The sequence below is a fragment of the Sphingobium sp. PAMC28499 genome, assembly GCF_004795815.1.
Lineage (GTDB): Bacteria > Pseudomonadota > Alphaproteobacteria > Sphingomonadales > Sphingomonadaceae > Sphingobium > Sphingobium yanoikuyae.
On sequence record NZ_CP039248.1, the window covers coordinates 699,032 to 724,966 of the forward strand.

27 protein-coding genes and 1 pseudogene are annotated in these 25,935 nt (G+C 63.7%); 24 read left to right on the forward strand and 4 right to left on the reverse strand.

From position 1 onward, the window contains the following. Window positions 1-363: 363 nt before the first annotated feature. The 3 genes from E5554_RS03360 to E5554_RS03370 form a co-directional block, all read right to left on the reverse strand. Window positions 364-1,479: an IS110 family transposase gene (locus tag E5554_RS03360; RefSeq protein WP_125986459.1), complete on the reverse strand. Its 1,116-nt coding sequence runs from the start codon at window positions 1,477-1,479 to the stop codon at window positions 364-366. A 452-nt stretch (window positions 1,480-1,931) separates the two neighbouring features. Further along, window positions 1,932-2,324, reverse strand: a complete 393-nt coding sequence (locus E5554_RS03365; RefSeq protein ID WP_004210530.1) for a metalloregulator ArsR/SmtB family transcription factor — start codon at window positions 2,322-2,324, stop codon at window positions 1,932-1,934. Further along, window positions 2,321-2,944, reverse strand: a complete 624-nt coding sequence (locus E5554_RS03370; RefSeq protein WP_125986457.1) for a peroxiredoxin — start codon at window positions 2,942-2,944, stop codon at window positions 2,321-2,323. The genes E5554_RS03365 and E5554_RS03370 overlap by 4 nt, the downstream gene beginning before the upstream one ends. Window positions 2,945-3,031: 87 nt before the next feature. On the opposite strand from E5554_RS03370, the gene E5554_RS03375 reads away from it, so the two are divergent. Genes E5554_RS03375 through cydB form a run of 8 tightly spaced genes read left to right on the forward strand, consistent with a single transcriptional unit; the run spans window position 3,032 to window position 9,837 of the window. Next, window positions 3,032-3,949, forward strand: a complete 918-nt coding sequence (locus E5554_RS03375; RefSeq protein ID WP_029547584.1) for an MBL fold metallo-hydrolase — start codon at window positions 3,032-3,034, stop codon at window positions 3,947-3,949. Then, a complete protein-coding gene (locus tag E5554_RS03380) occupies window positions 3,946-4,395 on the forward strand; it encodes a YeeE/YedE thiosulfate transporter family protein (protein ID WP_010336783.1) in 450 nt (149 codons plus the stop codon). Before E5554_RS03375 ends, E5554_RS03380 begins: the two co-directional genes overlap by 4 nt. 16 nt (window positions 4,396-4,411) lie before the next feature. Next, a complete protein-coding gene (locus tag E5554_RS03385; RefSeq protein WP_125986455.1) occupies window positions 4,412-4,618 on the forward strand; it encodes a DUF2892 domain-containing protein in 207 nt (68 codons plus the stop codon). Further along, complete coding sequence (locus E5554_RS03390; RefSeq protein WP_125986453.1) at window positions 4,615-5,025, forward strand: DUF6691 family protein; 411 nt, start codon at window positions 4,615-4,617, stop codon at window positions 5,023-5,025. Before E5554_RS03385 ends, E5554_RS03390 begins: the two co-directional genes overlap by 4 nt. 37 nt (window positions 5,026-5,062) lie before the next feature. After that, window positions 5,063-6,646, forward strand: coding sequence for a bifunctional protein tyrosine phosphatase family protein/NAD(P)/FAD-dependent oxidoreductase (locus E5554_RS03395; protein WP_125986451.1), 1,584 nt, complete (start codon window positions 5,063-5,065; stop codon window positions 6,644-6,646). Between the two features lie 3 nt (window positions 6,647-6,649). Continuing rightward, window positions 6,650-7,435 carry a sulfite exporter TauE/SafE family protein gene (locus E5554_RS03400; protein ID WP_010336779.1) on the forward strand — a complete coding sequence of 262 codons (786 nt, stop codon included), beginning with the start codon at window positions 6,650-6,652 and terminating at the stop codon, window positions 7,433-7,435. Between the two features lie 12 nt (window positions 7,436-7,447). After that, window positions 7,448-8,842: a cytochrome ubiquinol oxidase subunit I gene (locus tag E5554_RS03405; RefSeq protein WP_010336778.1), complete on the forward strand. Its 1,395-nt coding sequence runs from the start codon at window positions 7,448-7,450 to the stop codon at window positions 8,840-8,842. Next, window positions 8,839-9,837, forward strand: coding sequence for a cytochrome d ubiquinol oxidase subunit II (gene cydB / locus E5554_RS03410; protein ID WP_004210541.1), 999 nt, complete (start codon window positions 8,839-8,841; stop codon window positions 9,835-9,837). Before E5554_RS03405 ends, cydB begins: the two co-directional genes overlap by 4 nt. Before the next feature lie 136 nt (window positions 9,838-9,973). On the opposite strand, the pseudogene E5554_RS03420 reads toward cydB, so the two are convergent. Continuing rightward, window positions 9,974-10,174, reverse strand: a pseudogene (locus E5554_RS03420) (tyrosine-type recombinase/integrase); the annotation flags it as partial. A 283-nt stretch (window positions 10,175-10,457) separates the two neighbouring features. On the opposite strand from E5554_RS03420, the gene E5554_RS03425 reads away from it, so the two are divergent. From E5554_RS03425 to E5554_RS03500, 16 genes are all read left to right on the forward strand, one after another. Next, entirely contained in the window at window positions 10,458-10,787 is a 330-nt protein-coding gene (locus E5554_RS03425) for a metalloregulator ArsR/SmtB family transcription factor (RefSeq protein ID WP_004210516.1), read from the forward strand. A 10-nt stretch (window positions 10,788-10,797) separates the two neighbouring features. Continuing rightward, entirely contained in the window at window positions 10,798-11,211 is a 414-nt protein-coding gene (arsC, locus tag E5554_RS03430; protein ID WP_004210518.1) for an arsenate reductase (glutaredoxin), read from the forward strand. Beyond that, window positions 11,208-11,744, forward strand: coding sequence for a GNAT family N-acetyltransferase (locus E5554_RS03435; RefSeq protein ID WP_004210519.1), 537 nt, complete (start codon window positions 11,208-11,210; stop codon window positions 11,742-11,744). Before arsC ends, E5554_RS03435 begins: the two co-directional genes overlap by 4 nt. A 4-nt stretch (window positions 11,745-11,748) precedes the next feature. Then, entirely contained in the window at window positions 11,749-12,777 is a 1,029-nt protein-coding gene (gene arsB / locus E5554_RS03440; protein WP_125986447.1) for an ACR3 family arsenite efflux transporter, read from the forward strand. After that, entirely contained in the window at window positions 12,774-13,520 is a 747-nt protein-coding gene (arsH, locus tag E5554_RS03445) for an arsenical resistance protein ArsH (RefSeq protein ID WP_004210524.1), read from the forward strand. Before arsB ends, arsH begins: the two co-directional genes overlap by 4 nt. 797 nt (window positions 13,521-14,317) lie before the next feature. Then, complete coding sequence (locus E5554_RS03450) at window positions 14,318-16,360, forward strand: conjugal transfer protein TraG (protein ID WP_125986445.1); 2,043 nt, start codon at window positions 14,318-14,320, stop codon at window positions 16,358-16,360. Window positions 16,361-16,362: 2 nt separating this feature from the next. Next, complete coding sequence (locus E5554_RS03455) at window positions 16,363-16,764, forward strand: CopG family transcriptional regulator (protein ID WP_170828658.1); 402 nt, start codon at window positions 16,363-16,365, stop codon at window positions 16,762-16,764. Further along, window positions 16,761-17,795, forward strand: a complete 1,035-nt coding sequence (trbB, locus tag E5554_RS03460) for a P-type conjugative transfer ATPase TrbB (protein ID WP_202968917.1) — start codon at window positions 16,761-16,763, stop codon at window positions 17,793-17,795. The genes E5554_RS03455 and trbB overlap by 4 nt, the downstream gene beginning before the upstream one ends. 3 nt (window positions 17,796-17,798) lie before the next feature. Further along, window positions 17,799-18,140 (forward strand): TrbC/VirB2 family protein, encoded by a 342-nt coding sequence (locus tag E5554_RS03465; protein ID WP_069336504.1) that lies wholly within the window; start codon window positions 17,799-17,801, stop codon window positions 18,138-18,140. 8 nt (window positions 18,141-18,148) lie between these two features. After that, entirely contained in the window at window positions 18,149-18,421 is a 273-nt protein-coding gene (locus tag E5554_RS03470) for a VirB3 family type IV secretion system protein (protein WP_069336506.1), read from the forward strand. Between the two features lie 10 nt (window positions 18,422-18,431). Continuing rightward, window positions 18,432-20,888 (forward strand): conjugal transfer protein TrbE, encoded by a 2,457-nt coding sequence (trbE, locus tag E5554_RS03475; RefSeq protein WP_069336503.1) that lies wholly within the window; start codon window positions 18,432-18,434, stop codon window positions 20,886-20,888. Then, the gene (gene trbJ / locus E5554_RS03480; RefSeq protein ID WP_069336502.1) at window positions 20,888-21,643 is read left to right on the forward strand and encodes a P-type conjugative transfer protein TrbJ; all 756 of its coding nucleotides are present in this window, start codon (window positions 20,888-20,890) and stop codon (window positions 21,641-21,643) included. The genes trbE and trbJ overlap by 1 nt, the downstream gene beginning before the upstream one ends. A 138-nt stretch (window positions 21,644-21,781) precedes the next feature. Further along, window positions 21,782-23,080: a P-type conjugative transfer protein TrbL gene (gene trbL, locus E5554_RS03485; RefSeq protein WP_069336501.1), complete on the forward strand. Its 1,299-nt coding sequence runs from the start codon at window positions 21,782-21,784 to the stop codon at window positions 23,078-23,080. Between the two features lie 2 nt (window positions 23,081-23,082). Further along, window positions 23,083-23,904: a conjugal transfer protein TrbF gene (gene trbF / locus E5554_RS03490; protein ID WP_069336500.1), complete on the forward strand. Its 822-nt coding sequence runs from the start codon at window positions 23,083-23,085 to the stop codon at window positions 23,902-23,904. Then, the gene (trbG, locus tag E5554_RS03495) at window positions 23,901-24,752 is read left to right on the forward strand and encodes a P-type conjugative transfer protein TrbG (RefSeq protein ID WP_069336499.1); all 852 of its coding nucleotides are present in this window, start codon (window positions 23,901-23,903) and stop codon (window positions 24,750-24,752) included. Before trbF ends, trbG begins: the two co-directional genes overlap by 4 nt. Continuing rightward, window positions 24,749-25,933 (forward strand): TrbI/VirB10 family protein, encoded by a 1,185-nt coding sequence (locus E5554_RS03500; protein WP_069336498.1) that lies wholly within the window; start codon window positions 24,749-24,751, stop codon window positions 25,931-25,933. The genes trbG and E5554_RS03500 overlap by 4 nt, the downstream gene beginning before the upstream one ends. The last annotated feature ends 2 nt before the right edge of the window (window positions 25,934-25,935 follow it).

The following is a 25,935-nucleotide window of genomic DNA, read 5'->3' on the forward strand; positions in this document are numbered from 1 at the left end:
GCGCCGAGGTTGTCCTAGGGGCGTCACATAAAACGGGCAAAGATATACGCTCTCATGACTGCCATCCGAGATACTGACCAAGTTTACCCCTTCGCTGGCCGCAAGACCAGCGTTCGCATTGACCTTGGCGGGTGTGCCGCGGACGCCTGATCGACGACGATTGATCATGCTCTCATCCGCGGGTTGGTTACCGCACTACCCGTATCCGTCGCTGGGCCTATCCTCCGTCTAAGTTCGGGCGTCGGACGAACCTGCCCCACCGTATACCGTGGATTGCCCATCACAGTCGGGTGCCCGCGGCACGCCAGCCAAGGCTATGCAGCTGGTGCGCTGGCGCCTCCTCTCGCGATCGTTGTACGTCGATCAGCCAGCCACCGCCGGTGACACCCGACGGGCGATGTCCCAGGCATAGCCGACCAGTTCACGCGCGATTGCAGTGGTCACCTTTGGCTGTGGTTTGCCTGCGGCGGCCAGGCGCCGGTAGCGCTGACACAGGCGAACCTGTGCCTTCCACCCGATCTCTTGGATATCCTCGGGCATCTCGATGACCCGCTCACGATAGCGTCGCTCCTCGCGTGCTGGCAGTCGATACGACCAGCCAGCCTCGATCAGCATGGTTCGTGCCTGCGCGTTGCCCGCCCGCGTGATCCTGCCGCGTTTGGTCCGGGCACCGCTGGAGTGCTCGGACGGCACCAGGCCGACATACGCCATCAACTGCTTAGGATTGTCGAAGCGGGTGAGATCGCCAACCTCGGCCACCAGCGTCGCGGCGCTGACCAGCCTGATGCCGCGCAGGACCTGTAGATTGCGGACCAGCGGCGCAAAACACCATGCGTCCACCGCTTCAGCCAGCGCCGCTTCTAAGCGCCCGACCCGTGCCTGCGCCTCCAGCACCCGCTTCTGCATTTCCTCGAATGCCAGTTGCTGATGGGGAAAATCGAACCGCTGCTCGGACAGCCACCGCCAGTACATCTTTGTCCAGGCTGCCCTGCCGCCAAAACGACGATCGTGTCGCAACAGGAAGCTGCGCACCGTTTGCTTGGCCCCGATGGCATCGTCCTGCGCATTTCGTCGAGCGCGGATGAGATCGCGTACCGCCTCATGCGCTTCGTCCGGCACCCAGATCGCCGTGAGTTCGCCGGCGCGTAAAAGCCGCGCCAGCGTCATTGCGTCACGTCGGTCCGTCTTCACATGGTCGCCCGGGCGTCGCGGCATCATTGAGGGGGCGATGACGATGCAATTCTGTCCCAGCTTTGTCAGCAGTCGATGCAAACCATACCCACAGGGACCCGCTTCGTAACAGACATTCAACGTCACGCCCGGTGACGTCAGCCGCTTGACCAGTTTCCTGACCGCATCGTCCTCATTGGCGACCGTGCCGACGAAACGCACCTCGCCTCCGCGTTCCCCTTCGGCAACTGCGACCGCTATGGTCTCCTTATGAACGTCCAGACCAACATATTTCACTGCCTTCACCATGACTCGCCTCCGCTGCTGAAAAATCCATCATCAGCATCTCAGATTTGAGCCACCGAGGCTCTGCAGTCATGGGGTCTAAAGGTTGCGGGTAACCGAGAACACCCGCTTGTCGCACATTGCTGCGAAGGACGCGCTTCGGGACATTGCCGTCATTCCCAGGCCGGCATCACAAAGGCAGCTTTAAGTCGGACACCGGACATTTAAAAAGACAGCATGCAGCGGCAGGAAGCGAGCAAGACTGGCCGGTAGACGACGGTCGCGTTTGGAGCGCAGATACAGAGATAGTTGCCTCTCAGCTGCGTCGCCTGCCGACCAAAGCCAGACGTTCCCATTCGCGCCGGTAGACGTCATATTCTGCTGGAAAGCGATCGATCGCGGTGGTTGGATCTGATGGTCAGTCCTCGCCTCGAACACACCTGCCCAATCACTACGTCGATCGGCACAATGTAATTCTAATCGATTATTTGAGCGAAACCGGCAACACCCTCCGGAGATGGTGCGCGTTTTGTCAGATGTAAGGGCGGGCGCAGATCGTCGACCTCACCCAGCCCCCCGAAAATCGCTTCCATCGTTCGGACACATAAAGCGACGCCCTCGTCGGCAAGCGTATACCAGACCAACTTGGCCTCCTTGCGCGTTTGAACGAGATTGGCGCGGCGCAATTCGCCGAGCTGCTGGCTTAGTGCTGGCTGAGCGATCTGGGTTGCTTCACCGATTTCCGACACGTTGCGCTCACCGCGCAACAGACAGGAGAGGATCATGAGGCGCTGAGGTTGCGCAAAGACCTTGAGCTTGTCGCATGCGACGGTCGCAGCATCGCGGTCCTCGTAAAATGCGGCCGTCATGGCGCGTCCACGAAGCGGCAGAACCAGTCCTCGCGATCTTCATCAATGTCGGATGGGGGACTGAGTAACGGTTTCCCTTCGCGCCATCCTTCAGGAGCCAGGGTTTGGGCATTGCTCACAGCCTTCAACGCCTTCAGCATCCGTAGCATCTCATCAACCGAACGCCCCACATTATGGGGATAGCAGGTAATCGCTCTAATGACGCCTTCAGGGTCGATGAAGAAAGTCGAGCGCATCGCCATGCTGTCGGCCGATTGCTCGTCGATCATGCCATAGGCACGCCCGATCGCCATGCTCGGATCTTCAATTATGGGAAAGCGGACATCGGCGTTCAGTGTCACACGGATCGCCCGGACCCACGCCAGATGCGAGTAAAGGCTGTCGACGGATAGCCCCAACAGTGACGTCTCGAGGGCGTCAAATTCCGACTGACACCGGGCGAGTTCGGCGAATTCCGTGCTGCAGACGGGCGTGAAGTCTGCCGGATGGGAAAAAAAGATGACCCAGCGTCCGCGCAGCTTGGAAAGCTGGATCTCGCCTCCCGTCGAGCGGGCGCGGAAATCCGGCGCGATCTCTCCGATGCGCGGTGAGCGGCTCTCTGTTCTTTGTGCGATTTCCATAGCGCTTCCTTCGACACTTCCGCCCCTTGACGCAAGAGGATTAGTCAATTACACGATATGTGTAAATATGAATTTATGAGGTTTTCCGTGACCGACTCCGCACTTGCAGCAGCCTCGTCGCAAATCTCTGCCGCTCAGGTTGGCATTCCCCAGATCAAGGCGTTCTTCGACGAGCCGACCTTCACGGTGACTTACGTCGTGCACGATCCAGAGAGCCTTCGCGCCGCGATCGTCGACAGCGTTCTGGATTATGATCCGGCTTCGGGGCGCACATCTTTCTCCGCAGCCGAGGCGGTGCTCGCCTACGTCGAGGAAAAGGGGTTATCCGTCGACTGGCATCTGGAGACCCACGCCCACGCCGATCACCTCTCGGCCGCGCCCTATCTGCAGCAGAAGATCGGCGGAAAGATCGCCATCGGCGAGCACATCGTCATCGTGCAGGAGACATTCGGCAAGCTGTTCAATGCCGGTACCGACTTCGAGCGCGACGGCTCGGACTTTGATCGCCTTTGGAAAGATGGCGATCGTTTCCGCATCGGCAATCTCGATGTCACGGTGTTGCATGTCCCGGGGCACACGCCAGCTTGCATTGCTTACGTGATCGGTGACGCCGTCTTTGTCGGCGATACCATGTTCATGCCCGACTACGGCACGGCGCGCGCCGATTTTCCCGGTGGCGATGCCCGCACCCTCTATCAATCTGCGATGCGGCTTTTGTCACTGCCGCCGGAGACGCGGCTCTTCATGTGCCATGATTATCTGCCGGAGGGGCGCAAGGACTATGTCTGGGAAACGACCGTAGAGGCCGAGCGCAAGGCCAACGTCCATATCCATGAAGGGGTAAGTGAAGACGAATTCGTCGCGATGCGCGAAGCACGCGACAAGACGCTCGCGATGCCGCGCCTGATCCTGCCTTCTGTCCAAGTGAACATGCGCGCGGGGCACTTGCCGCCGGCCGAGGACAATGGCGTCATTTATCTCAAGATCCCGGTCAACGCGGTATGATGCTGCCCGGCTTCCCTAATGCCATGCCCGTTGCGGGGCTGGCAGGCGGCCTGCTGATCGGTCTTGCCGCTGCGATCATGCTCCTCGGTCTTGGTCGCATTGCTGGCGTCAGCGGCATGCTCGCCCGAGCGTCGGGCATTGCCGATAGGGGCGCGCCGCGCGCGGTCGCGCTCGCCTTTGTTATCGGGCTGCCCGTGGGAGCGCTGCTCGTCACGCTGGCTTCCAGCGGCGTCGAGCCGCGCTTTACAGCTTCAATCCCGCAACTGGTCATGGCCGGACTGCTTGTCGGTTTCGGGACCCGGCTCGGTTCAGGTTGCACGAGCGGTCACGGGGTCTGCGGTCTCTCCCGACTCTCGCGCCGATCCATGGTTGCCACCTTGACCTTCATGACGAGTGGCTTCGCCACGGTCGGACTGATGCGCGCTTTCGGTTTCATCAACGGATAATCGGGGGAGACTGGGCATGACGAGGAACATGGGAACATTCGACCGGATGCTGCGCGCGATCGTCGCGCTGGTGATCGGCTATCTCTGGTGGACCGGGACGATCAGAGGGGGTCTCGGTGTCGGCTTAACGATCCTTGCGGTCGTATTTCTTTTGACGAGTGCGATCAGCTTCTGTCCGCTGTACCGCCCGCTCGGTCTTTCGACCTGCGGCAGGGCCAAGTGAAAGCTTCCGCCGTCTCGCTGCTTGCCGGCCTCCTGTTCGGAGCTGGGCTCACCGTGTCCGGTATGGCTGATCCAATGCGGGTGCGCGCCTTCCTCGATCTGTTCGCGGCATGGGACCCTACGCTCGCCTTTGTGATGGCTGGTGCGTTGATGCCCATGGCGCTCGCTTGGCGAGTCCAGCAACGGATGCCCAAGCCGATCGCCTGCGAGGCCTTCGATCTGCCGGGCACCGGCCTACTCGACGCAAAACTGATCCTCGGTGCGATCCTGTTCGGCATCGGCTGGGGCATTGGCGGACTATGTCCCGGCCCCGCCCTTGCCGACCTCGCCATCGCACCATTCGAGGCTGGGATTTTCGTGATCGCCATGCTCGCCGGCATGACCGCACACCGCATCATCACACAATAAAAAGAGGCCCGCATTGGAGCGGGAGCGAGGAGAAGCCATGGACATCAAGCCGCTCAACCGGGATTTCGCGGTCTCCCCGCAGATCGCACTCGCCGACATTCCCGCGATCGCCGCGCAAGGCTTTAAGGCGATCATCTGCAATCGACCCGACAATGAGGAGCCAGGTCAGATCGCAGCTGCGCTGCTAGGCGAGGCTGCCGAACGACTGGGGCTTAGCTTCGCCCACATACCTGCAGTCTCGGGGGCAATCACCGATGCGAATGCCGAAGCCATGGCGGGTGCGCTTGCGGGTTTCCCTACGCCGGTTCTAGCCTTTTGCCGTTCCGGCGCACGATCCACGAAATTGTATGAACTTGTTGCATCCAGAAACCAATCGGCACCCGGCGGGCGTGTTCACGATGTTGTGATCGTCGGTGGCGGCGCAGCCGGGATATCAACGGCCTCAAGCCTCCTGAAGCGCAACCCCAAGCTTGACATCGCAGTCATCGAGCCTTCCGAGGTGCATTATTATCAACCTGGCTGGACGATGGTCGGCGCCGGTGTGTTCAACAAGGAATTTACCCGCCGCACTGAAGCGCAGGTCATGCCCAGCCGAGTGGCCTGGATTCGCGCCGCAGCCTCGGGTTTTGCTCCCGACGAAAACAAGGTCATCCTCAGTGACGGCAGCGAGGTGCGCTACCGTGTGCTCGTTGCCTGTCCCGGCATCAAACTGGACTGGGATGCGATACCGGGCCTAGCTGACGCGATCGGCAAGAACGGTGTGACGTCCAACTATGGCTATGATCTTGCGCCCTACACCGACAGACTGGTGAAGGAATTCAAGGGCGGGCGGGCTCTGTTCACCCAGCCCGCAATGCCGATCAAGTGCGCTGGCGCGCCGCAGAAGGCGATGTATCTGTCCTGTTATCGCTGGGAAAAAGCGGGCGTCCTGAACGACATCGAAGTCCAGTTCCACACTGCGGGCGCGGTGCTGTTCGGCGTTGCCGCCTATGTCCCGTCACTGATGGAATATGTCGAGCGCTACGGCGCGCACCTGAACTTTGAATCGAAGCTTGTCGCGATCGACGGCGCTGCAAAGGTGGCGACATTCGAACGTAAGGATGGCGAAGACACGCGGCGCGTCGAGGAGCGCTTCGACATGATTCACGTCGTGCCGCCCCAGGTGGCGCCCGATTTCGTGCGCACCAGCCCCCTCGCGGCAGTTTCCGGCTTCATCGAAGTCAACGAGGCAACGCTTCAGCATGTGCGCTATCCCAATGTCTTTGCATTGGGCGACGCCTGCTCCGCCTCGAACGCCAAGACTGCCGCCGCGGCGCGCAAGCAGGCGCCGGTCGTCGCGGTCAATGTTCTTGCCGCGCTCGAGGGCAAGCCGCCGGTCGCAGACTATGACGGCTACGGGTCCTGCCCGCTGACGGTCGAGGCGGGCAAGATCGTCCTCGCCGAGTTCGGCTACGGCGGGAAATTGCTGCCCAGCTTTCCCAACTGGCTGATCGACGGAACGCGGCCCTCGCGCCTGTCCTGGCTCCTCAAGGACACCATCCTGCCGCCGGTTTACTGGAATGGCATGCTCAAGGGCCGGGAATGGATGGTCGCACCGCACGCGATCGAGGCGGCGCAATGAGCCATGCTTGAGCCGCTTCAATACGCCCTCGGCGGCCTGTCGGGCGCACTTGTGGGCTTTGTCCTCGGGCTTGTCGGGGGCGGCGGGTCAATCCTCGCCGTGCCATTGCTGCTTTATCTCGTGGGGATACGCAATCCGCATGAGGCGATCGGCACCAGCGCACTGGCCGTCGCGGCCAATGCGCTCGCCGGCCTCTGGAACCATGCCCATGCCCGCACAGTGAACTGGCGATGCGGGGGGATCTATGCCGCTGCCGGCGTCGTCGGAGCGCTTGGCGGCTCGACGCTCGGCAAGAGCATCGATGGGCACAAGCTGCTGTTCCTGTTCGCGATCCTGATGATCGTTGTGGCAGTCCTGATGTTTCGCGGTCGCGGCGACCAGGGCGTCGAGGGCGCACAGTGCAATCGGGAAAATGTCGGCAAGGTCGTCGGCTATGGCCTCGGCACCGGCGCCTTTTCCGGCTTTTTCGGTATCGGCGGCGGTTTCCTTATCGTGCCGGGCCTGATTGCCTCGACCCACATGCCCATCCTGCGCGCGATCGGCACCTCGCTCGTTGCGGTCGCGGCCTTCGGCCTGACGACAGCGCTCAACTATGCGCTTTCGGGCTACGTCCTTTGGGGTCTGGCCGGCGTGTTCATCGTGGGCGGCATTGTGGGGAGCGTCATCGGCACCCGTGCATCGCAGGTGCTGGCCAACGAAAAGGGCCGGTTGAACAGCCTCTTCGCAGTCTTCGTGCTCGTCGTTGCCATCTACATGCTATTCAAGAGCTGGTCCGAGTTCGCCAGCTGAACGGGGATATTCATGGACGCCATCATTCTCGCAAGGGCGCAATTCGCCTTCACGGTGAGCTTTCACTTCCTCTTCCCGGCCTTTTCCATCGGGCTGGCAAGCTATCTGGCCGTGCTCGAAGCTCTGTGGCTGAAGACCGGCAAGGGCGTCTATGCTAATCTGTTCCGCTACTGGTTGAAAATATTCGCCGTCGTGTTCGCGATGGGTGTCGTCTCGGGTATCGTCATGTCCTATCAGTTCGGCACCAACTGGTCGATCTTCTCCGACAAGGCCGGCCCGGTTATAGGCCCGCTGATGGCCTATGAGGTGCTGACCGCCTTCTTCTTAGAAGCCGGATTCCTCGGGGTCATGTTGTTCGGGATCAACAAGGTTGGGCGCAAGCTGCACTTCGTCGCGACGCTTGCAGTCGCGCTGGGGACTTTTATTTCCGCATTCTGGATCCTGTCGGTCAACAGCTGGATGCAAACGCCCGTTGGCTATGAGGTCGGCGCCAACGGCCAGTTCCTCCCGGGGCCAAGCTGGCTGACAATCATCTTCAATCCCAGCTTCCCCTATCGGCTCTTTCACACAGTCCTTGCCGCCTATCTGACGACCGCGTTTATCGTCGGCGCGGTGGGTGCCTGGCATCTTCTTAAGGACCGCAGCAATCCCGGCGCGCGCAAGATGTTCTCCATGGCCATGTGGATGGCCGCGATCGTCGCGCCCATCCAGATTTTCGCGGGCGACATGCATGGCCTCAACACGCTCGAACATCAGCCGGTGAAGGTCATGGCGATGGAAGGGCATTTCCAGAGCCATCCGCATGGCGCCCCCTTGATCCTGTTCGGCATTCCCGACAGCGCGAACCAGCGGGTGGATTATGCCATCGAGATACCCAAGGCATCCTCGCTCATCCTGAAGCACGACCCCGATGCGCCCCTGAAGGGTCTCGATACGGTGCCGCAGGCTGATCGTCCGCCCGTCGGCATCGTCTTCTGGGCGTTCCGGGCGATGGTCGGCATCGGGTTCGCGATGCTCGGGATCGGCGCCCTGAGCCTCATCGCACGCTGGCGCAAGGCGCTTTATGACTGGCCGCTGCTGCATCGCTTCGCCGTGCTGATGGGGCCGTCGGGACTGATTGCGGTGCTGTCCGGCTGGATCGTGACGGAAGTCGGGCGGCAACCTTTCACGGTCTATGGGCTGCTCAGGACCACGCAGAGCGCTTCGCCGCTCGATGCCTCGGCGGTGGCCTCGTCGCTGCTGGCATTCGTTATCGTCTATTTCACCGTGTTCGGCATGGGTATCTGGTACCTGCTTCACCTGATGAAGAAGCCACCCGAGGCGCATGAAACCCCGCTGGGCGATGCGCCCATCCGCAGCGCGGGGATCACCCCGGCGCCGGCTATCATCGAGGGAGCTTCGGCATGATCGACCTCACTGTCATCTGGGCCTGCATCATCGGCTTTGCGATCATCGCTTATGTCGTGATGGACGGCTTCGATCTTGGCATCGGCATCCTGTTTCCGTTCTTCAAGGTTGGGCAGGACCGCGACACCGCGATGAACAGCATCGCGCCGGTCTGGGACGGCAACGAAACCTGGCTGGTAATGGGCGTCGGCGGCCTGTTCGCGGCATTTCCCCTGGCCTATGCCATCATCCTTCCTGCGTTGTACGCGCCGATGATCGCGATGCTGCTTGGGCTTGTATTCCGCGGCGTGGCATTCGAGTTCCGCTGGCGCGATCCGGCACATCGGGCCTTCTGGGACAAGGCGTTCACGACGGGGTCGGTCATCGCCACCTTCGCGCAAGGCATTGCGCTGGGCGCGCTGCTGCAGGGCATCACGGTCCGGGGGCGCAGCTATGCCGGTGGCTGGTGGGAATGGCTGTCGCCGTTCAGCCTGCTGACGGGCGTCGGCCTGCTCATCGGCTATGCCCTGCTCGGGACTTGCTGGCTCAACTGGAAGACCGAAGGCGGCCTGCAGCGGCAGGCGGTGACCTACGCCGGACGGCTTGGGATCGGCTTGCTCATCATGATCGGCGCCATCAGTCTCGCGACGCTACGGCTCGAGACGCAATACTATCATCGTTGGCTGAGCTTCCCCGGCGTGCTCGCAACTGCGCAGGTGCCGCTTGCTACGCTTATAGCGATATTCCTCTTCTACCGGAGTCTGCGGTTGAAGCGCGACGCACAGCCGTTTTTCTGGGCGCTGGCCCTGTTCGGACTGTGCCTGGTCGGGCTCGGCGTCTCGATCTGGCCCGACGTCGTCCCGGCGCGGGTTACGATCTGGGAAGCGGCAGCGCCCGTCCGCAGTCAGGTGTTCATGCTGGTCGGAGCCTCGATCATGGTGCCCGTGATCCTGGCATACACGGCTTGGTCCTACTGGGTCTTTCGCGGCAAGGTTGGCACGGAAGGATATCACTGATGCGCCTGTTGCTGAGCCGTCTCGGTTGGTGCGTCGGCATCTGGGCTGCGAGCGTTTCCGCGCTGGCGCTTGTGGGAGGACTGCTCCGCTGGTGGCTACGCTAAATGGCCCCTCGCCATAGGCAAGGAGCCAACACTCAAATTTCGATATTTTCAGCGAGGGCGAGCGCGTCTTCTTCGTCGATCCCAAGATAGCGCACCGTATTTTCGATCTTGCTGTGGCCGAGCAGGATCTGGACAGCCCGTAGATTGCCGGTCGCCCTGTAGATGATCGATGCCTTCGTTCGCCGGAGCGAATGGGTACCATACTCGCTTCGCATCAAACCTACTCCTGTAACCGGACTGGCCGCTCGTAGGCGCGATACTTTTCCAATTGAGCGGCTTGGATGGGCGCATTGCCGCCTTCCTGCCGTCGACCCAAACTGGCCGTTCAAGGGGCGATTTTTGATCCCCATGAGCAGACGGTCAGGTTTTCCGCTCCAACCACGCGTCAAGCCAATCTCGGAATGCCAGCTTCCATTTCGCAATTGGTCCCAAGCTGCCCTTAAGCCTGACGATTGAAGCATCGGGAGTTATTGATGGCTTGTTGACTGGTTTGATTGCATCGGATAATTACGATGCATGAACACCAGCGATGCACTCTTGATACTCTCCGCTCTCGGCCATCCTACGCGGCTCGATGCGTTCCGCCTGTTGATCCGACATGAGCCTGATGGCCTGTCGACCGGCGAATTGGTGGATGCATCGGGATTGACCCAGAGCACGTTTTCAACGCATCTGGCCGTGATGGTGAAGGCCGGCCTAGTGCTTTCCGAGAAGCGTGGCCGTCAACAAATTCAGCGCGCCAACCTCGATGCGCTGCGCGGACTGATGATCTATCTGGCCAAGGATTGCTGCCAGGGGCGCGCCGAACTGTGCGAGCCGCTGCTGGCCGAACTGACCTGCTGCTGAAGAGGCGATAATGACCGATATCGTGATCTACCATAACCCGCTTTGCGGGACCTCTCGTAATGCCCTGGCCATGATCCGCAATGCGGGCATCGAGCCCCACATTGTCGAATATCTGAAGACGCCGCCAAGCCGTGCGCGGCTGGTTGAGCTCATCGAGCGGGCCGGCATTACTCCGCGCGCTCTGCTGCGCGAGAAGGGAACGCCTTATGCCGAACTGGGCCTCGGCGACGAGACCTTGACGGACGAGGCATTGGTCGACGCGATGATGGAGCATCCGATCCTCATCAATCGGCCGCTCGTCGTGTCGCCGCTGGGCGTGAAGCTCTGCCGCCCGTCCGAAGAAGTGTTGGATTTGCTGCCGACCGAGCAGCGCAGCACGTTCGTCAAGGAAGACGGCGAAGTTGTGGAAGCGACCCGGCGATGACCCTTTCGGTTCGCAGCGCAACGATCGGCGATGCTGAGGCCATTGCCGCCATCTATGCGCATCATGTCCTGAATGGCACGGCGACCTACGAGGTGGTGCCACCGACCGAGGCCGAGACCGTAGAGAAGATACGAATGGTGAGCGAACGGGGCTGGCCGTTCCTTGTTGTCTGTGATGGATCAGCGGTAGTGGGCTACGCTTACGCCACGCAGTTCCGCGATCGACCAGCTTATGCCTATGCCTGCGAGAACAGCATCTACGTGGCGCACGACCGGTGCGGCGGCGGCATCGGCAAACTGTTGCTCAAAGCGTTGCTGCAGGCAGCTGAAGCCTATGGCTTTCGGCAGATGGTCGCCGTTATCGGCGGCGGCGAACCTGGCTCGGTAGCGCTACACGAAGCCTGCGGGTTCGAGCATGTCGGCCGCCTGACCGGCATGGGCTGGAAGGCCGGGCGTTGGCTCGACACGGTTTACATGCAGGTCGCCTTGGGTGGCGGCACCACGACCGTGCCTGTCGCTTCCTGGAAGGACTGAGGCCATGTCACTGTTCGAGCGCTATCTCTCGCTGTGGGTGGCTCTGTGCATCGTGATCGGGATCGGTCTCGGCCATTTGCTCCCCGGCGCCTTCGAGGCAATCGCAGCGTTGGAGATCGCTAACGTCAACCTCGTGGTGGCGGGCCTGATCTGGCTGATGATAATCCCGATGCTGCTGCGGGTCGATTTCGGCGCGCTCCATAGCCTTAGGCAGCACTGGCGCGGCATTGGCGTTACCCTTGTGGTGAACTGGGCGATCAAGCCATTCTCGATGGCGCTGCTCGGCACCTTCTTCCTCGGCCATCTGTTCGCACCGATGCTGCCTGAAGGTGCATCGTCGTCCTACATTGCCGGGTTGATCCTGTTGGCTGCAGCGCCTTGCACCGCGATGGTCTTCGTCTGGTCCAACCTCGTCGACGGCGAACCGAACTACACCTTGAGCCAGGTCGCGCTCAACGACCTGATCATGGTCTTTGCCTTCGCGCCGCTGGTGGGTCTGCTGCTGGGTGTGGCATCGATCATCGTCCCGTGGAACACGCTGGCGCTATCGGTGGGGCTCTACATCGTCGTCCCGGTGGTCATCTCGCAACTACTCCGTCGAGCCCTCCTTCGCGGCGGTGAGAAGCGGCTCCAGCATTTCCTGTCCGCCATCGGCCCGATCAGCCTTGCCAGCTTGCTGCTGACGCTGGTGCTGCTGTTCGGCTTTCAGGGCGAGCAGATCATCCGACAGCCACTCGTGATCGTGTTGATTGCCGTGCCGATCCTGTTTCAGGTCTATCTTAATGCCAGCATCGCCTACTGGCTCAGCCGCCGCTTTGGCGTGGCATGGTGCGTCGCCGGCCCTTCGGCGTTGATCGGTGCCTCCAACTTCTTCGAACTGGCTGTGGCCGCCGCCATCAGCCTCTTTGGCCTCAGTTCCGGCGCCGCGCTGGCGACGGTCGTGGGCGTGCTGGTCGAAGTACCGGTGATGCTGTCGATCGTCGCCTTGTTGAAGCGGACCCGCCGTTGGTACGAGAAAGGGATTTCCGCATGAGACTGCGCGAGCTCGCCACCCCCGATCATCTTCCTGCTATGGACAAGGCTTTCGCGTTGGCTCGTCCCGCCGCTGGCCTTGGCCCGGACCAACCGCCCCCGCGCATTATGCTGCTCTACGGCTCGCTGCGGGAACGCTCGTTTTCACGCCTAGCCGTGGAAGAGGCGGCGCGCCTGCTTCAATTCTTCGGCGCCGAGACCCGCATTTTTGATCCCAGTGACCTGCCGCTGCCCGATCAGATAGCGGGAGACGACCACCCGGCAGTGCACGAACTGCGCGAGCACGCACTGTGGTCGGAAGGCATGGTCTGGTGCAGCCCCGAGCGGCATGGTCAGATCACCGGCATCATGAAGACGCAGATCGACCATCTGCCGCTGCAAATGCGCGGGATGAGGCCGACGCAGGGACGAACCCTTGCTGTCATGCAAGTGTCCGGGGGCTCGCAATCCTTCAACGCCGTCAATTCGCTGCGCTTGCTAGGCCGCTGGATGCGGATGTTCACGATCCCCAATCAGTCGTCGGTGGCGATGGCGTACAAGGAGTTCGGTGAGGACGGTCGCATGCGGGCATCAAGCTATTATGATCGCATTGTCGACGTAATGGAGGAACTGGTGCGCTTCACTGTCTTGATGCGTCCGCATGCCGGTCAGCTGGTCGACCGCTATTCCGAACGCAAGGAGGCTGGGCTTCCGGTTGATAACGCAGCGGACCACTCCGCAATCGCAATCATGCCTCAATCCTGATTTTCGCCCTGATGATCGAATGACCGGTTCTGGATCGGAGCCTGACGAACATGAATGACTGGGATGGGCGCACAGAGCACCAGCCGGTATGCTAGACCCGATTGGCAGGTTGCGGGGTAAGCCGTCATATGGGTGACCAAGCCGGAACGGCAATATTTTGTTGGCAGCCGACCCGGCGTAACCGTCAGCTATGACCGCACGCAGGTTCCAAGAGCGACCCGGCCATCTTAGGCAGCCAAATTCAGAAAAGCGGACCTACCGCTCCTGAGAGCGGAAAATCGGCACCCGTAAGTCTCATTTGGGTCGAATTCGATTGCTCGCTGGGATCGCCCAGCAGAGATGTCTCGCGGTCTTGGAAGAGGTCGACTAGCGCTACGACGCTTCCGGAGCCGCGACCATGATTATCGCCTAGTGACGCTTCCGTCCTGCCCGCGCGGGTTGGCGACGTCCACGAGATCGAACTTTTCCGCGCTGCATCTGATCGGCATGGACCAGACGGGATCGGCGACTGCCGCCGCGTGAAATTCCAAGCTTGCCCGATGGCGTGCCCCTTTCCTGCGCATCGAAGGCGGCACGGGCATTGGCCGTCAGCGGGCCGGGATGATGCCATCGATCGCCAGGCGGTAGCGAACTGCAAGTGCGATTCGTCGCCCCAACATGGCGCCGGTCCGAAACCGGTCGCCGGGGACCGCGAGGAGATACCTAGCGATACCAGCGACGCCCTGACGCCCGAGCCGTTCTTCTGGGACCCTATGCCCTAGCCCGCGGTCAGTTCCCGGACCGGGGCGGAGGCCCGCATGACCCCGACAAAGCTACTCATAGGACAAATCCTCATAGTGCTCGCGATCATCCTCGCGGGCATCTGGACCGCCACGCAATGGGCCGCGGCGCAACTCGCTTATCAACCGGAGCTTGGCGCCCCCTGGTTCGTCTTGCTGGGCCAGCCGATCTATCATCCCTGGTCGATCTTTCCCTGGTGGTTTTCGTTCGACGCCTATGCGCCCGTCGTGTTCGACAAGGCGGGGGCAATCGCAGCCGCTGGCGGCTTCGTTGGCTGCGGCGCGGCGATCTTCGGTTCGGTATGGCGCGCGCGCCAGTCCAAAGACCTGACCACCTATGGCTCGGCCCGCTGGGCGACGCACCGGGACATCAAGGGTGCCGGGCTGCTCGACCAGCACGGCGTCGTGCTCGGGCGCATCGGCCGCGATGACTTGCGCCACGATGGGCCCGAACATGTCATGGCGTTCGCGCCCACCCGGTCGGGCAAGGGGGTCGGCCTTGTCATCCCAACCCTGCTTTCCTGGACCGGCTCTTGCCTCGTACACGACATCAAGGGCGAGAACTGGCAGCTGACCGCCGGCTGGCGTGCCCGCTTCTCGCACTGCCTGCTGTTCAATCCGACCGACGCGCGCTCGGCGCGCTACAATCCGCTGCTCGAGGTCCGGCGCGGGGTGAACGAAGTCCGCGACGTCCAGAATATCGCCGACATCCTGGTCGATCCCGAGGGTGCGCTGGAGCGTCGCAATCACTGGGAGAAGACCAGCCATTCGCTGCTGGTCGGCGCCATCCTCCATGTCCTCTATGCCGAGGAAGAGAAGACGCTCGCCCGCGTCGCGACCTTCCTGTCGGACCCGCAACGCAGCTTCGCCGCGACCCTGCGAAGGATGATGGCCACCAACCATCTCGGTACGCCGGATGCGCCGCTGGTCCATCCCGTGGTCGCCTCTGCGGCCCGTGAACTGCTCAACAAGAGCGAGAACGAACGCTCCGGCGTGCTGTCGACCGCCATGTCGTTTCTTGGCCTTTATCGAGACCCGACCGTCGCTGCAGTAACCGCTGCCTCGGACTGGCGCATCGCCGATCTCGTCGGAGCGGCGCATCCGATCTCGCTCTACCTTGTCGTGCCGCCGTCCGACATCAGCCGCACCAAGCCGCTGGTTCGCCTTATCCTCAACCAGATCGGCCGCCGGCTGACCGAGGAATTGCACGGCGTGGGCAAGGACGGTGAGGCCGCACAGGGCCGACATCGGTTGCTGATGATGCTCGACGAGTTCCCGGCGCTGGGAAGGCTCGATTTCTTCGAGACAAACCTCGCGTTCCTGGCGGGCTACGGGGTGCGCGCCTTCCTGATCGCGCAGAGCCTGAACCAGATCGAGAAGGCTTATGGCGAGCACAACGCCATTCTCGACAATTGCCATGTCCGCGTCGCCTTTGCGACCAATGACGAGCGAACTGCCAAGCGGATTTCGGACGCACTCGGTACGGCAACCGAACAGCGCGCGATGCGCAACTATGCGGGGCACCGGCTCGCGCCCTGGCTGGCGCACGTCATGGTCAGCCGCCAGGAGACTGCACGAGCCCTGCTGACGCCCGGCGAGGTGATGCAGCTTGCGCCCACGGATGGACTGGTCCTGATCTCTGGACACCCCCCGATACGCGTGAAGAAGCTGCGCTATTACGAGGATCGCCGATTCACAGAGCGGCTCTCGCCCGCACCGATACTGGATGGCGCCGGCTATCGTGACCTTCCGGCAGCTCGCCCGGATGACTGGGCTGGACAGGTTCGCGACGCTGACATCCGCCTCTCCGCCCACGATGATGCCGATGAACGAGCCGACGCCGGCGGCCTCGAGCAGGCGCGTCACCCCGCGCACGACATCGAACCCGCGGTCGTCATCGAGCCAGAGGTCGCAGACCCCCTGGGCCTTGGCGAAGACGATGGCGACCAGGCTGCCGAGCGCCGCGCAATGGACCGGGTCCAGCAGCTCGGCACCGTGCGCACGGTCTACGGCCTCGATGCCGCCTCGGATCGCCCCGACGACCTCCAATTGGGATTTTGATCATGGAGAAGATCCGCCATCAGCTGTTCCTGCCCAAGCCCGTGTCCGATCGGCTGGAAGCGCTCGCCGCCAGGCCTGGCGCCAGCAAGTCGGCCATCCTCGTCGATGCGGTTACTGCCTGGCTCAATCGCCGGGGCGCATCGGAGCTGGAGGATCGGTTCGCGATCCGCCTCGACAGGCTCACGCAGGCGATCGGCCGGGTCGATCGCGACACCTATGTGATCCTCGAGACGCTCGCCCTCTTCATCCGGTTCGAACTCGCGATCCAGACGCCGCTCGCCGAAAACGACCAGGCGGGCCGCGCGCTCGGAGCCAAGAGGTTCGAAGCCTTCGTGACCCAGGTCGGTCGGCAAGTCTCGACCGGGCGGCGCACCCTGGCCGGTTCTTCGGAGAATGGCGAATGAGCGGCCGCCCAGACACCGCAGGGCCGGCCACCTCGGCGGAGCGGCGCCGCCGGATGCTGATCACGGCGCTAGGCCGCGACATTGCCGCAGCGATGCGCGACAGCCAAGTCACCGAGATCATGGTGAACCCTGACGGGGCGCTGCGGCTCGATCGTCTTGGCGAAGGCCGTACCGATACCGAGGTTCGCATCGAACCGGACCAGGTCGAGCGGATCATCCGGCTGGTGGCGAGCCATGTCCGGGCCGAGGTCCATGCCGAGCACCCGATCCTATCGGCTGAGCTGCCGCCGCATATCGAGGGCTGCGCTGGCGAGCGCTTCGAAGGCGTGCTGCCTCCGGTGTCGTCCGCACCCTGTTTCTCCATCCGCAAGCCTGCCACGAGGCTGCACACGCTCGACGACTATATCGCCGATGGGTTGATGTCGGAGGCCCAGGCAGACGCCCTGCGCGCCGCTGTCGCCCAGCGCTGCAATATCCTCGTCGCCGGAGGCACCAGCTCAGGCAAGACGACCCTCGCCAATGCGCTGCTCGCCGAGATGGCCCCAGAACATTCGGGGCTCGATAGCCGCGTCATCCTCATCGAGGACACGCGCGAACTGCAATGCCCGCTGCCCGACACGGTGGCGCTACGTACCCGTCCACCGCATGTGTCGATGACCGAGCTGGTGCGCTCGACCATGCGCCTGCGCCCCGATCGCATCGTGGTCGGCGAGGTCCGCGGCCCCGAAGCGCTCGACATGCTCAAGGCCTGGAATACCGGTCACCCCGGCGGGATCGCGACGGTCCACGCCAACAGCGCCCTAGCCGCACTCTACCGCATCGAACAGTTGGTGCAGGAGGCAGTCGTCACCGTGCCGCGCCAACTGGTCGCCGAGGCCATCGATATCATCGTCTTCATCGCCGGGCGCGGCGTCGACCGCCGCGTCGCCACGATCGCGCGTGTCGCCGGGCTCGACCCCGACACCGGCGCCTACACGCTCGCCGATCTTCCCAAGCTCAATCCCCCCAAGCCCAGCCCGAAGGAGACCTGACCCATGACCTTTGCCCGCAATCCCCGCCGCATCGCCAACCGCTCGTCGCTCGTCGGCGGCGCGATCGGCCTCGCGTTGGCGCTCGCCACCCAGGTCCAGGCGGCCGGCTCCGGCATGCCGTGGGAAGAACCACTGCAGCAGGTGCTGGAATCCGTGCAGGGCCCGGTAGCCAAGATCGTCGCCGTGATCATCATTATCGTGACCGGCCTGACGCTCGCTTTCGGCGAGAGCGCGGGCGGGTTCCGGCGACTCATACAGATCGTCTTCGGCCTCTCCATCGCCTTTGCCGCCTCGAGCTTCTTCCTGTCCTTCTTCAGCTTCGGCGGCGGAGCATTGATCTTGTGAGCGGCGCCATGTCCTCCGGATCAGAGCATATCGACGGCTACGAGGTGCCGATCCACAGCGCGCTGGGTTCGCCGCTTCTGCTGGGCGGCGCACCGCGGGGCATAGCGATCGTCAACGGCACGCTGGCGGCAGCGGTCGGCCTCGGCCTCCAGCAGTGGCTGGCCGGGGTGCTGCTCTGGGCCGTCGGCCATAGCATCGCCGTGATGGCCGCCCGCCGTGATCCCGATTTCGCGCCGGTCCTCCTGCGCCACATCCGCCAGAAGGGATATTTCGCATGCTGAGCCACCTGAAATGATGTTCCTGGGCGAATATCGCGCGTCCGCCGAGCGCCTTGCCGATCACCTGCCCTGGGCGGCGCTGGTGGCGCCCGGCGTGGTGCTCAACAAGGACGGCAGCTTTCTGCGGGTGCTTGCCTTCCGTGGTCCCGACCTCGAGTCCGCGACCGAGGCCGAGCTGGTCGCCGCCTGCGCGCGGGCGAACAATGTGCTCAAGCGACTCGGCAGCGGCTGGGCGCTATTCTTCGACGCGGAGCGGCGCGAGGCGCAGGCCTATCCCGACAGTAGCTTTGCCGATGCGGCGAGCTGGCTCGTCGATGGCGAGCGCCGAGCGGCCTTCGAGGCGGCGGGGACGCATTTCGAAAGCCGCTATCACCTGTCCCTGACGTGGCTTCCGCCCGCAGATGCTACCGACCGTGCGGGGCGGAGCCTTGTGGAGCGGCCCGATGGCGAAAATACACGCGACTGGCGCGGCGCACTGGAAAGCTTCGTTGCCGAGACCGACCGCGTGCTCGACCTGCTCTGCGGCTTCATGCCGCAGGTGCGCCCGCTCGATGATAGCGAGACGCTGACATTCCTGCATGGCGCGATCTCCGACCGTCAGCATAGGGTCGCCGCGCCGGAGACGCCGATGTATCTCGATGGGCTGCTTGCAGATACGCCGCTGGTCGGCGGGCTTGAGCCGTGCCTTGGCGACCTGCATGTGCGTACGCTGACCATCCTCGGCTTCCCGAGCCTCAGCCGTCCCGGCATCCTCGATGCGCTCAACCACCAGGACTTCGGCTATCGCTGGGTCACGCGCTTCATCGCGCTCGACAAGAGCCAAGCGACCAAGACGCTCACCTCGCTCCGGCGCCAATGGTTCAACAAGCGCAAGTCAATCACCGCAATTCTCCGCGAGGTGCTCTATAATTCACCCGCGCAATTGCTCGACAGCGATGCCGACAACAAGGTGGCCGATGCCGACCAGGCGCTCCAGGTACTTGGCGGCGACCATGTCGCATTCGGCTACCTGACCACGACGATCACGGTCAGGGACCGGAGCCGGGCGGCGGTGGAGGACAAGGTCCGCGCGGTCGAGAGGATCGTCAACGGGCTTGGCTTCACCTGCGTCCGCGAGACCGTCAACGCGGTCGAGGCCTGGCTCTCCTCGCTGCCGGGCCAGACTTACGCCAATGTCCGGCAACCGCTGGTGCATACGCTCAACCTCGCGCACCTGATGCCGCTTCCGTCGGTGTGGGCCGGGCCGGTGCGCAATGGGCACCTCGACGGACCGCCATTGCTGGTTGCGAAGACCGCCGGCTCGACGCCGTTCCGGCTTTCCACCCATGTCGGTGATGTGGGGCACATGATGGTCGTTGGGCCGACAGGCGCCGGCAAGTCGGTGCTGCTGAGCCTCATCGCGCTGCAATTCCGCAGATACCCGCGCGCGCAGGTCTATATTTTCGACAAGGGCAACAGCGCGCGGGCGGCCGTACTGGCGATGGGCGGCGCCCATCACGCGCTCGGCTCGGCCGAGGCCGACGGCGAGAGGCTCGCATTCCAGCCGCTTGCGAACATCGAGGATGCGGGCGAACGAAGCTGGGCCGCGGATTGGATCGCGGCGCTGCTCGCGCACGAGGGCTTGATCGTAACGCCGGAAGTGAAGGACGCGATCTGGACCGCTCTCGGCAGCCTTGCTTCCGCGCCGCGCGAGGAGCGAACCCTGACCGGACTCGCGCTGCTGCTGCAGTCGAACGCGCTGCGCCTTGCGCTCCAGCCCTATACGCTCGAAGGCCCGCATGGCCGGCTGCTCGATGCCGCCGAACAGCATCTTGGCTTGGCCGACGTCCAGTGCTTCGAGACCGAGGCGCTGATGGGCCTGGCAGGCGCGGTCGCGCCCGTATTGACCTATCTGTTTCACAGGCTGGAAGAGCGGTTCAATGGCCGCCCGACCTTGCTGATCCTCGACGAGGCCTGGATCTTCCTCGACCATCCGCTTTTCGCAGCCCGCATCCGGGAATGGCTGAAGGTGCTGCGCAAGAAGAATGTAGCGGTGCTGTTCGCGACGCAAAGCCTTGCAGACATTGCGGGCTCCGCGATCGCGCCGGCCATCATCGAAAGCTGCCCGCAGCGGATCCTGCTGCCCAACGATCGGGCGATCGAGCCGCAGGGTCATGACATCTACGCGCGCTTCGGCCTCAATGACCGGCAGGTCGAGCTGATCGCGCGGGCCACGCCCAAGCGCCACTATTACCTCCAGTCCGCACGCGGCAACCGGCTGTTCGAACTGGGGCTGGGCCCGATCGCGCTGGCCTTGTGCGGCTCGTCTGATCCCGCAGCGCAAGCCCGGATCGATGCGGTCCTCGCCGAGCATGGGCACGGCCGTTTCGCCGAAGCCTTCCTGCGCGATGCCGGCCTCGAATGGGCGGCCGACCTCGCTGCCGATTTCCCCGCTCCCGACATTCAAGCCCCCCACGAAGGAGAGACGTAATGCAGAGTCCCCATCGAAAGCACATGATTTCTGCCTTGCTCGGCCTCGGCGCGTGCGGCGCGCTTGGCATGGGCGCGATGACGATGACGGCGAGCCCGGCACACGCCCAGTTCGGCGGCGTCGTGTTCGATCCGAGCAACTATGCGCAGAACATCCTGACCGCCGCACGCACGCTGCAGACCGTCAACCAGCAGATCCAGCAACTCCAGAACGAAGCGCAGATGCTGGTCAACATGGGCAAGAACCTGACGCGCATCGACTTCCCGCAGCTCGACGCCCTCAAGCGCAAGCTCACCGAAATCGACCGGCTGATGGGCCGCGCGCAGGCCATCGACTTTCGGGTCGACCAGCTCGACGACAAGTTCCAGTCGCTGTTTCCCCAGGACTTCAGCTCGGCACTGCGCACCGATGACCGCCTGCGCGACGCGCGGGGGCGCCTCGACGCCAGCATGGGCGCGTTCCGCCAGACGATGACCGTGCAGGCCCAGGTGGTCGAGAACATCCAGTCGGACACCGAGGTGCTGGCCGACATCGTCGCGCGCAGCCAGGGTGCCGAGGGATCGCTCCAGGTCAGCCAAGCGACGAACCAGCTTCTCGCGCTCACGGCCAAGCAGCAGTTCCAGCTCCAGCACATGATGGCCGCGCAGTTCCGCAGCGAGGCCGTCGAGCAGGCGCGCCGGGCAACACAGGCGACGGAAGCCCGTGCAGCGACGAAGAAGTTCCTCGGTTCCGGATCGGCCTACACGCCGCAATAGCCCCTTCGGGTTCCAGGCCTGATCCGGTCCGCGGTCGGCGGCGCTCCCTCTCATGCCGTCGATCGCCGTCGCGGGGCGCGGTCCAGATCCCCAGCCGCGCCCCGCGACACCTCTTCGTTCCATCAGGAAGGCAGTCAATTGAACGACCTCAATGTCATCGATCGCTTCCTTCAGGCGTTCATCACCTACATTGATAGTGGGTTCGGACTGCTTGGGCCTGATGTCGGGTTCCTGACCGCGACGCTGATCGGCATCGACATCACGCTTGCCGGACTGTTCTGGGCGATGGGCGGCGAGGACAATGTCATCGGCCGGTTCCTGCGCAAAATCCTGTACGTCGGCGCGTTCGCCTTCATCCTGAACAGCTTCTCTCGCCTAGCCGACATCATCTTCCGCTCGTTCACGCAGGCTGGCCTTACGGCCGGTGGCGGGACGCTCTCGCCCGATGACCTGCTCAAGCCCGGGCGGCTTGCGGGGACGGGCTTCTCGGCGGCATGGCCACTGCTCGAACAGGCCAGCGAGATGGTCGGGTTCACGACCTTCTTCGACAATTTCCTGACGATCATGGTCCTGCTGTTCGCCTGGGCGCTGGTGATCGTCGCCTTCTTCATCCTTGCAGTGCAGATGTTCGTCTGCATCCTCGAGTTCAAGCTGACCACGCTGGCCGGCTTCATCCTCGTGCCGTTCGCGCTCTGGAACCGAACGAGTTTCCTTGCAGAACGCGTGCTGGGCAACGTCGTCTCCTCCGGCATCAAGGTGATGGTGCTCGCGGTGATCGTGGGCATCGGTTCCAACTTCTTCACCGAGTTCACTGACGCGCTGCAAGGCCAGGAGCCGGACATCGGGCAGGCCATGAGCCTTGTGCTCGCGAGCCTTTCCCTGTTCGGCCTGGGCATATTCGGTCCCGCGATCGCCTCGGGCCTGGTGTCGGGCGCACCCCAGCTTGGTGCCGGTGCAGCCCTCGGCACCGCCGTTGGCGCTGCGGGCGTGACGATGCTGGCTGGCGGCGCCGCCGTGGGCGGAGCGCGCGTGGCGACCGGTGCGGCCCTGGGCGCGGTCCGCTCGGGCACGGCAATGGGGGCCGCTGCATCGACCGCCTACCAGCTTGGTCGCGAGACGGCCGCGAGCCCCTCGGTCGGCGCGGGCCTGGGCGGTGTTGCGCGGGCGGCCGGGAATGCCGCGCGGTCCCGCGTCGGCGGTACCCTTGGTCTTGGCGAGGCTGCGGCCGGCGGCCGTCAGGCTGCCTGGGATGCGCTCAACCAAAGCTCACCGCCATCCAATCCGATTGAATCGGCCGGCAGGACGCCCGCCTGGGCGCGCGCGATGCGCCAGCAGCAGACCAACCGCCATCGTCAGAGCCAGGCGATCCATGCGCTCCAGCAGGGTGATCGCGGCGGCGCATCCGCCACCCCCGACATCAAGGAAAGGAACGACTGACCATGTTCTTCAAGCGAAGTGCGCAGCGCTACGGGCGCACGCCACCTCCCGAGACGCCATATCAGCGCGCAGGACAATTGTGGGACGAGCGGATTGGCTCGGCACGGGTGCAGGCGCGTAACTGGCGACTGATGGCTTTTGGTTGCCTCGCGCTGACCGGCGGCACATCGGCGGGTCTCGTCTGGCAATCCTTGCAGAGCCGGGTGACACCCTATGTCGTCGAGGTGGATCGGCTGGGCGAGGCGCGCGCCGTGCAGGCAGCCGATGCCGAGTATCGGCCGACCGACGCACAGGTCGCGTGGCACCTCTCGCACTTCATCACCAACGTCCGGTCGGTGTCGCTCGACCCGGTGCTGATGCGCCGCGACTGGCTGGAGGCCTATGATTTCGCGACCAAGCGGGGCGCGCAGTTCCTCGGTGAATATGCCCGCTCAGCGTCGCCGTTCGCCAATGTGGGGACACGTACGGTTTCGGTGCAGGTGACCAGCGTCGTCCGCGCGTCGGACAAGTCGTTCCAGGTCAAGTGGACGGAGACTGTGTTCGAGCGCGGATCGCAGGCGGGCGCGAGCCGCTGGACAGCCATCCTCACAACGGTCACGCGGCCGCCAGCATCGGCCGACGTCCTGCGCAAGAACCCCCTGGGCATCTATATCGATGCGATCGACTGGAGCCGCGAACTCGACACGACACCCGCTTCCTCGCCCACGGCGCGACCCGCACCGCAACCTGCCACGACCTTGCCGATGGGATCGCCGCTCGATCCCGATCTCGGGGCACAGACCGCGATACCGGCCTCCCCCAATCCCCAGGAGAAGAATCCATGAAGCTCATCCTTCTGCCGGCGATCGCCGGCATGGTCCTCGCAGGCCCGGCGCTCGCGCAAGAGCACGCCACATCACCACTCAAGACGGTCCGGTCGGCAACGCGCAACGCCACCGTGGAACCGGTCGCCCTTGGCTTCATCGCCGGGGCTCAGATTTATCCTTTCAGCGAGGGCACGATCTTCACGGGCTATGCAGCGCCGGGGCTGGTGACTGACATCATCCTGCAGCCCGGGGAAAATCTCGTTGCGGTCGCCAGCGGCGACACCGCCCGCTGGGTAATCGGCGACACTACTTCCGGAGGGAGCGGCAGCGGCTCGGGGAAAGGCAAGCAGACGCATGTCCTTGTGAAACCATTCTCGGCGGGCCTGCTGACGAACCTTGTCATCACCACCGATCGCCGCGCGTACCATGTCCGCCTGGTAAGCACCTCGGCGACCGCCCTGTCGTCAATGCGGTGGACTTATCCCCAGGATGAGTTGCTGGCGGTCGAACGCAAGGCGGAGGCCGCCCAGGTCGCAGCGCCGGTGGCCGCCGGCGTCGCCATCGATCAGTTGAACTTCAACTATGCGATCAGCGGCGACCGTCCTGGATGGCGTCCGCTCCGCGTATTCGACGATGGAGTGAAGACCTACGTCGAGTTCCCCGCGTCGCTCGGCGTCGGCGAGGCACCGCCGTTGTTCGTCCTTGGTGCCGATGGAAAAGCAGAGTTGGTCAACTATCGGCAGCGCGACCGCTTTTACGTCGTCGATCGGATCTTCGATGCCGCAGAGCTTCGCCTCGGCCTCAAGAAGAGCCAGGTCGTGCGCATCGACCGCGTGTCGCATCCTGCCAAGCGGAGGGGCGCATGACTGACGCGCTCACCACCGAGCAGCCGACCATGCCGACGGCCAAGCTCGATCCCGAAACGCTGAGCATTCGCTCGCGACCGCCCCAGGCGATCCGCTTTCGCCGAGGCGCAATCATCGGCGCAGCCGCGCTCGGCTCGGCGAGCCTCATAGGCGTCGCATGGATGGCGTTGAAGCCGCAGGTATTCCGGCACGCCGTCCAGGACAGTGAACTGTCGCAGCCAATGGCGAAGTCGGCCTCGGACGCGCTGTCCGGAGTGCCAACCAGTTATGGCGATACGCCTAAACTCGGTCCGCCATTGCCTGGCGACCTGGGTCGACCGATCCTTCGTGCGCGGGAACGGGCGGAAGCCGCGGCCGCGCCCACACCGGTCGATACCGCCGCGGCGGCGCGCCAGCAGCGACTAGCGGATCTCAAGGCTGCAAGAGAATCCGGGCTCATGGCGCAGACCACCAGCAGCCGCGGCGCGGCGGGCCCGGCAGGCGCAAGCGCTGCGACGCTCGATACCCAACCGGCCAATCCGACCGCCACCGGAACCCGCAAGGAACAGTTCGCGTCGACACGTGACGCCAGTGGGGATGTCAATTCGGGAGTGGTGCTGGCGCCGATGTCCCCCAATAGCCTGCTTGCCGGCAGCGTGATCGCAGCGAGCCTCATCACCGGGCTCAACTCCGACTTGCCTGGCATGGTCACCGCGCAGGTCACGCAGAACGTATTCGATACGGTCACGGGCAACATCCTGCTCGTGCCGCAGGGTGCGCGTTTGATAGGCAAATATGACTCGGTCGTCGCCTTTGGACAGCGCCGGGCGCTGGTCATCTGGCAACGCCTGATCTTGCCGGATGGCAGTTCGGTGCGGCTCGACAACATGCCGGCGACTGACGCGGCGGGTTATGCCGGGCTTGTCGACAAGGTGGATTTCCACACATGGGCACTGCTCAAGGGCGTCGCCATCGCCACGATGGTTGGAGTCGGATCGGAGCTGTCGATCTCTGGCGAGAGCGATCTCGTGGAAGCGATCCGAGAGTCTGCCCAGTCAAATACCGCGAGGGCCGGCGACCAGATTACACAGCGCAACCTCGACATCCAGCCCACGATCACGATCCGGCCCGGCGCGCCCGTCCGCGTGCTGGTGACCCGCGACCTCATACTGGCGCCATGGCGCAGAAATGCAGGGAGCTGACA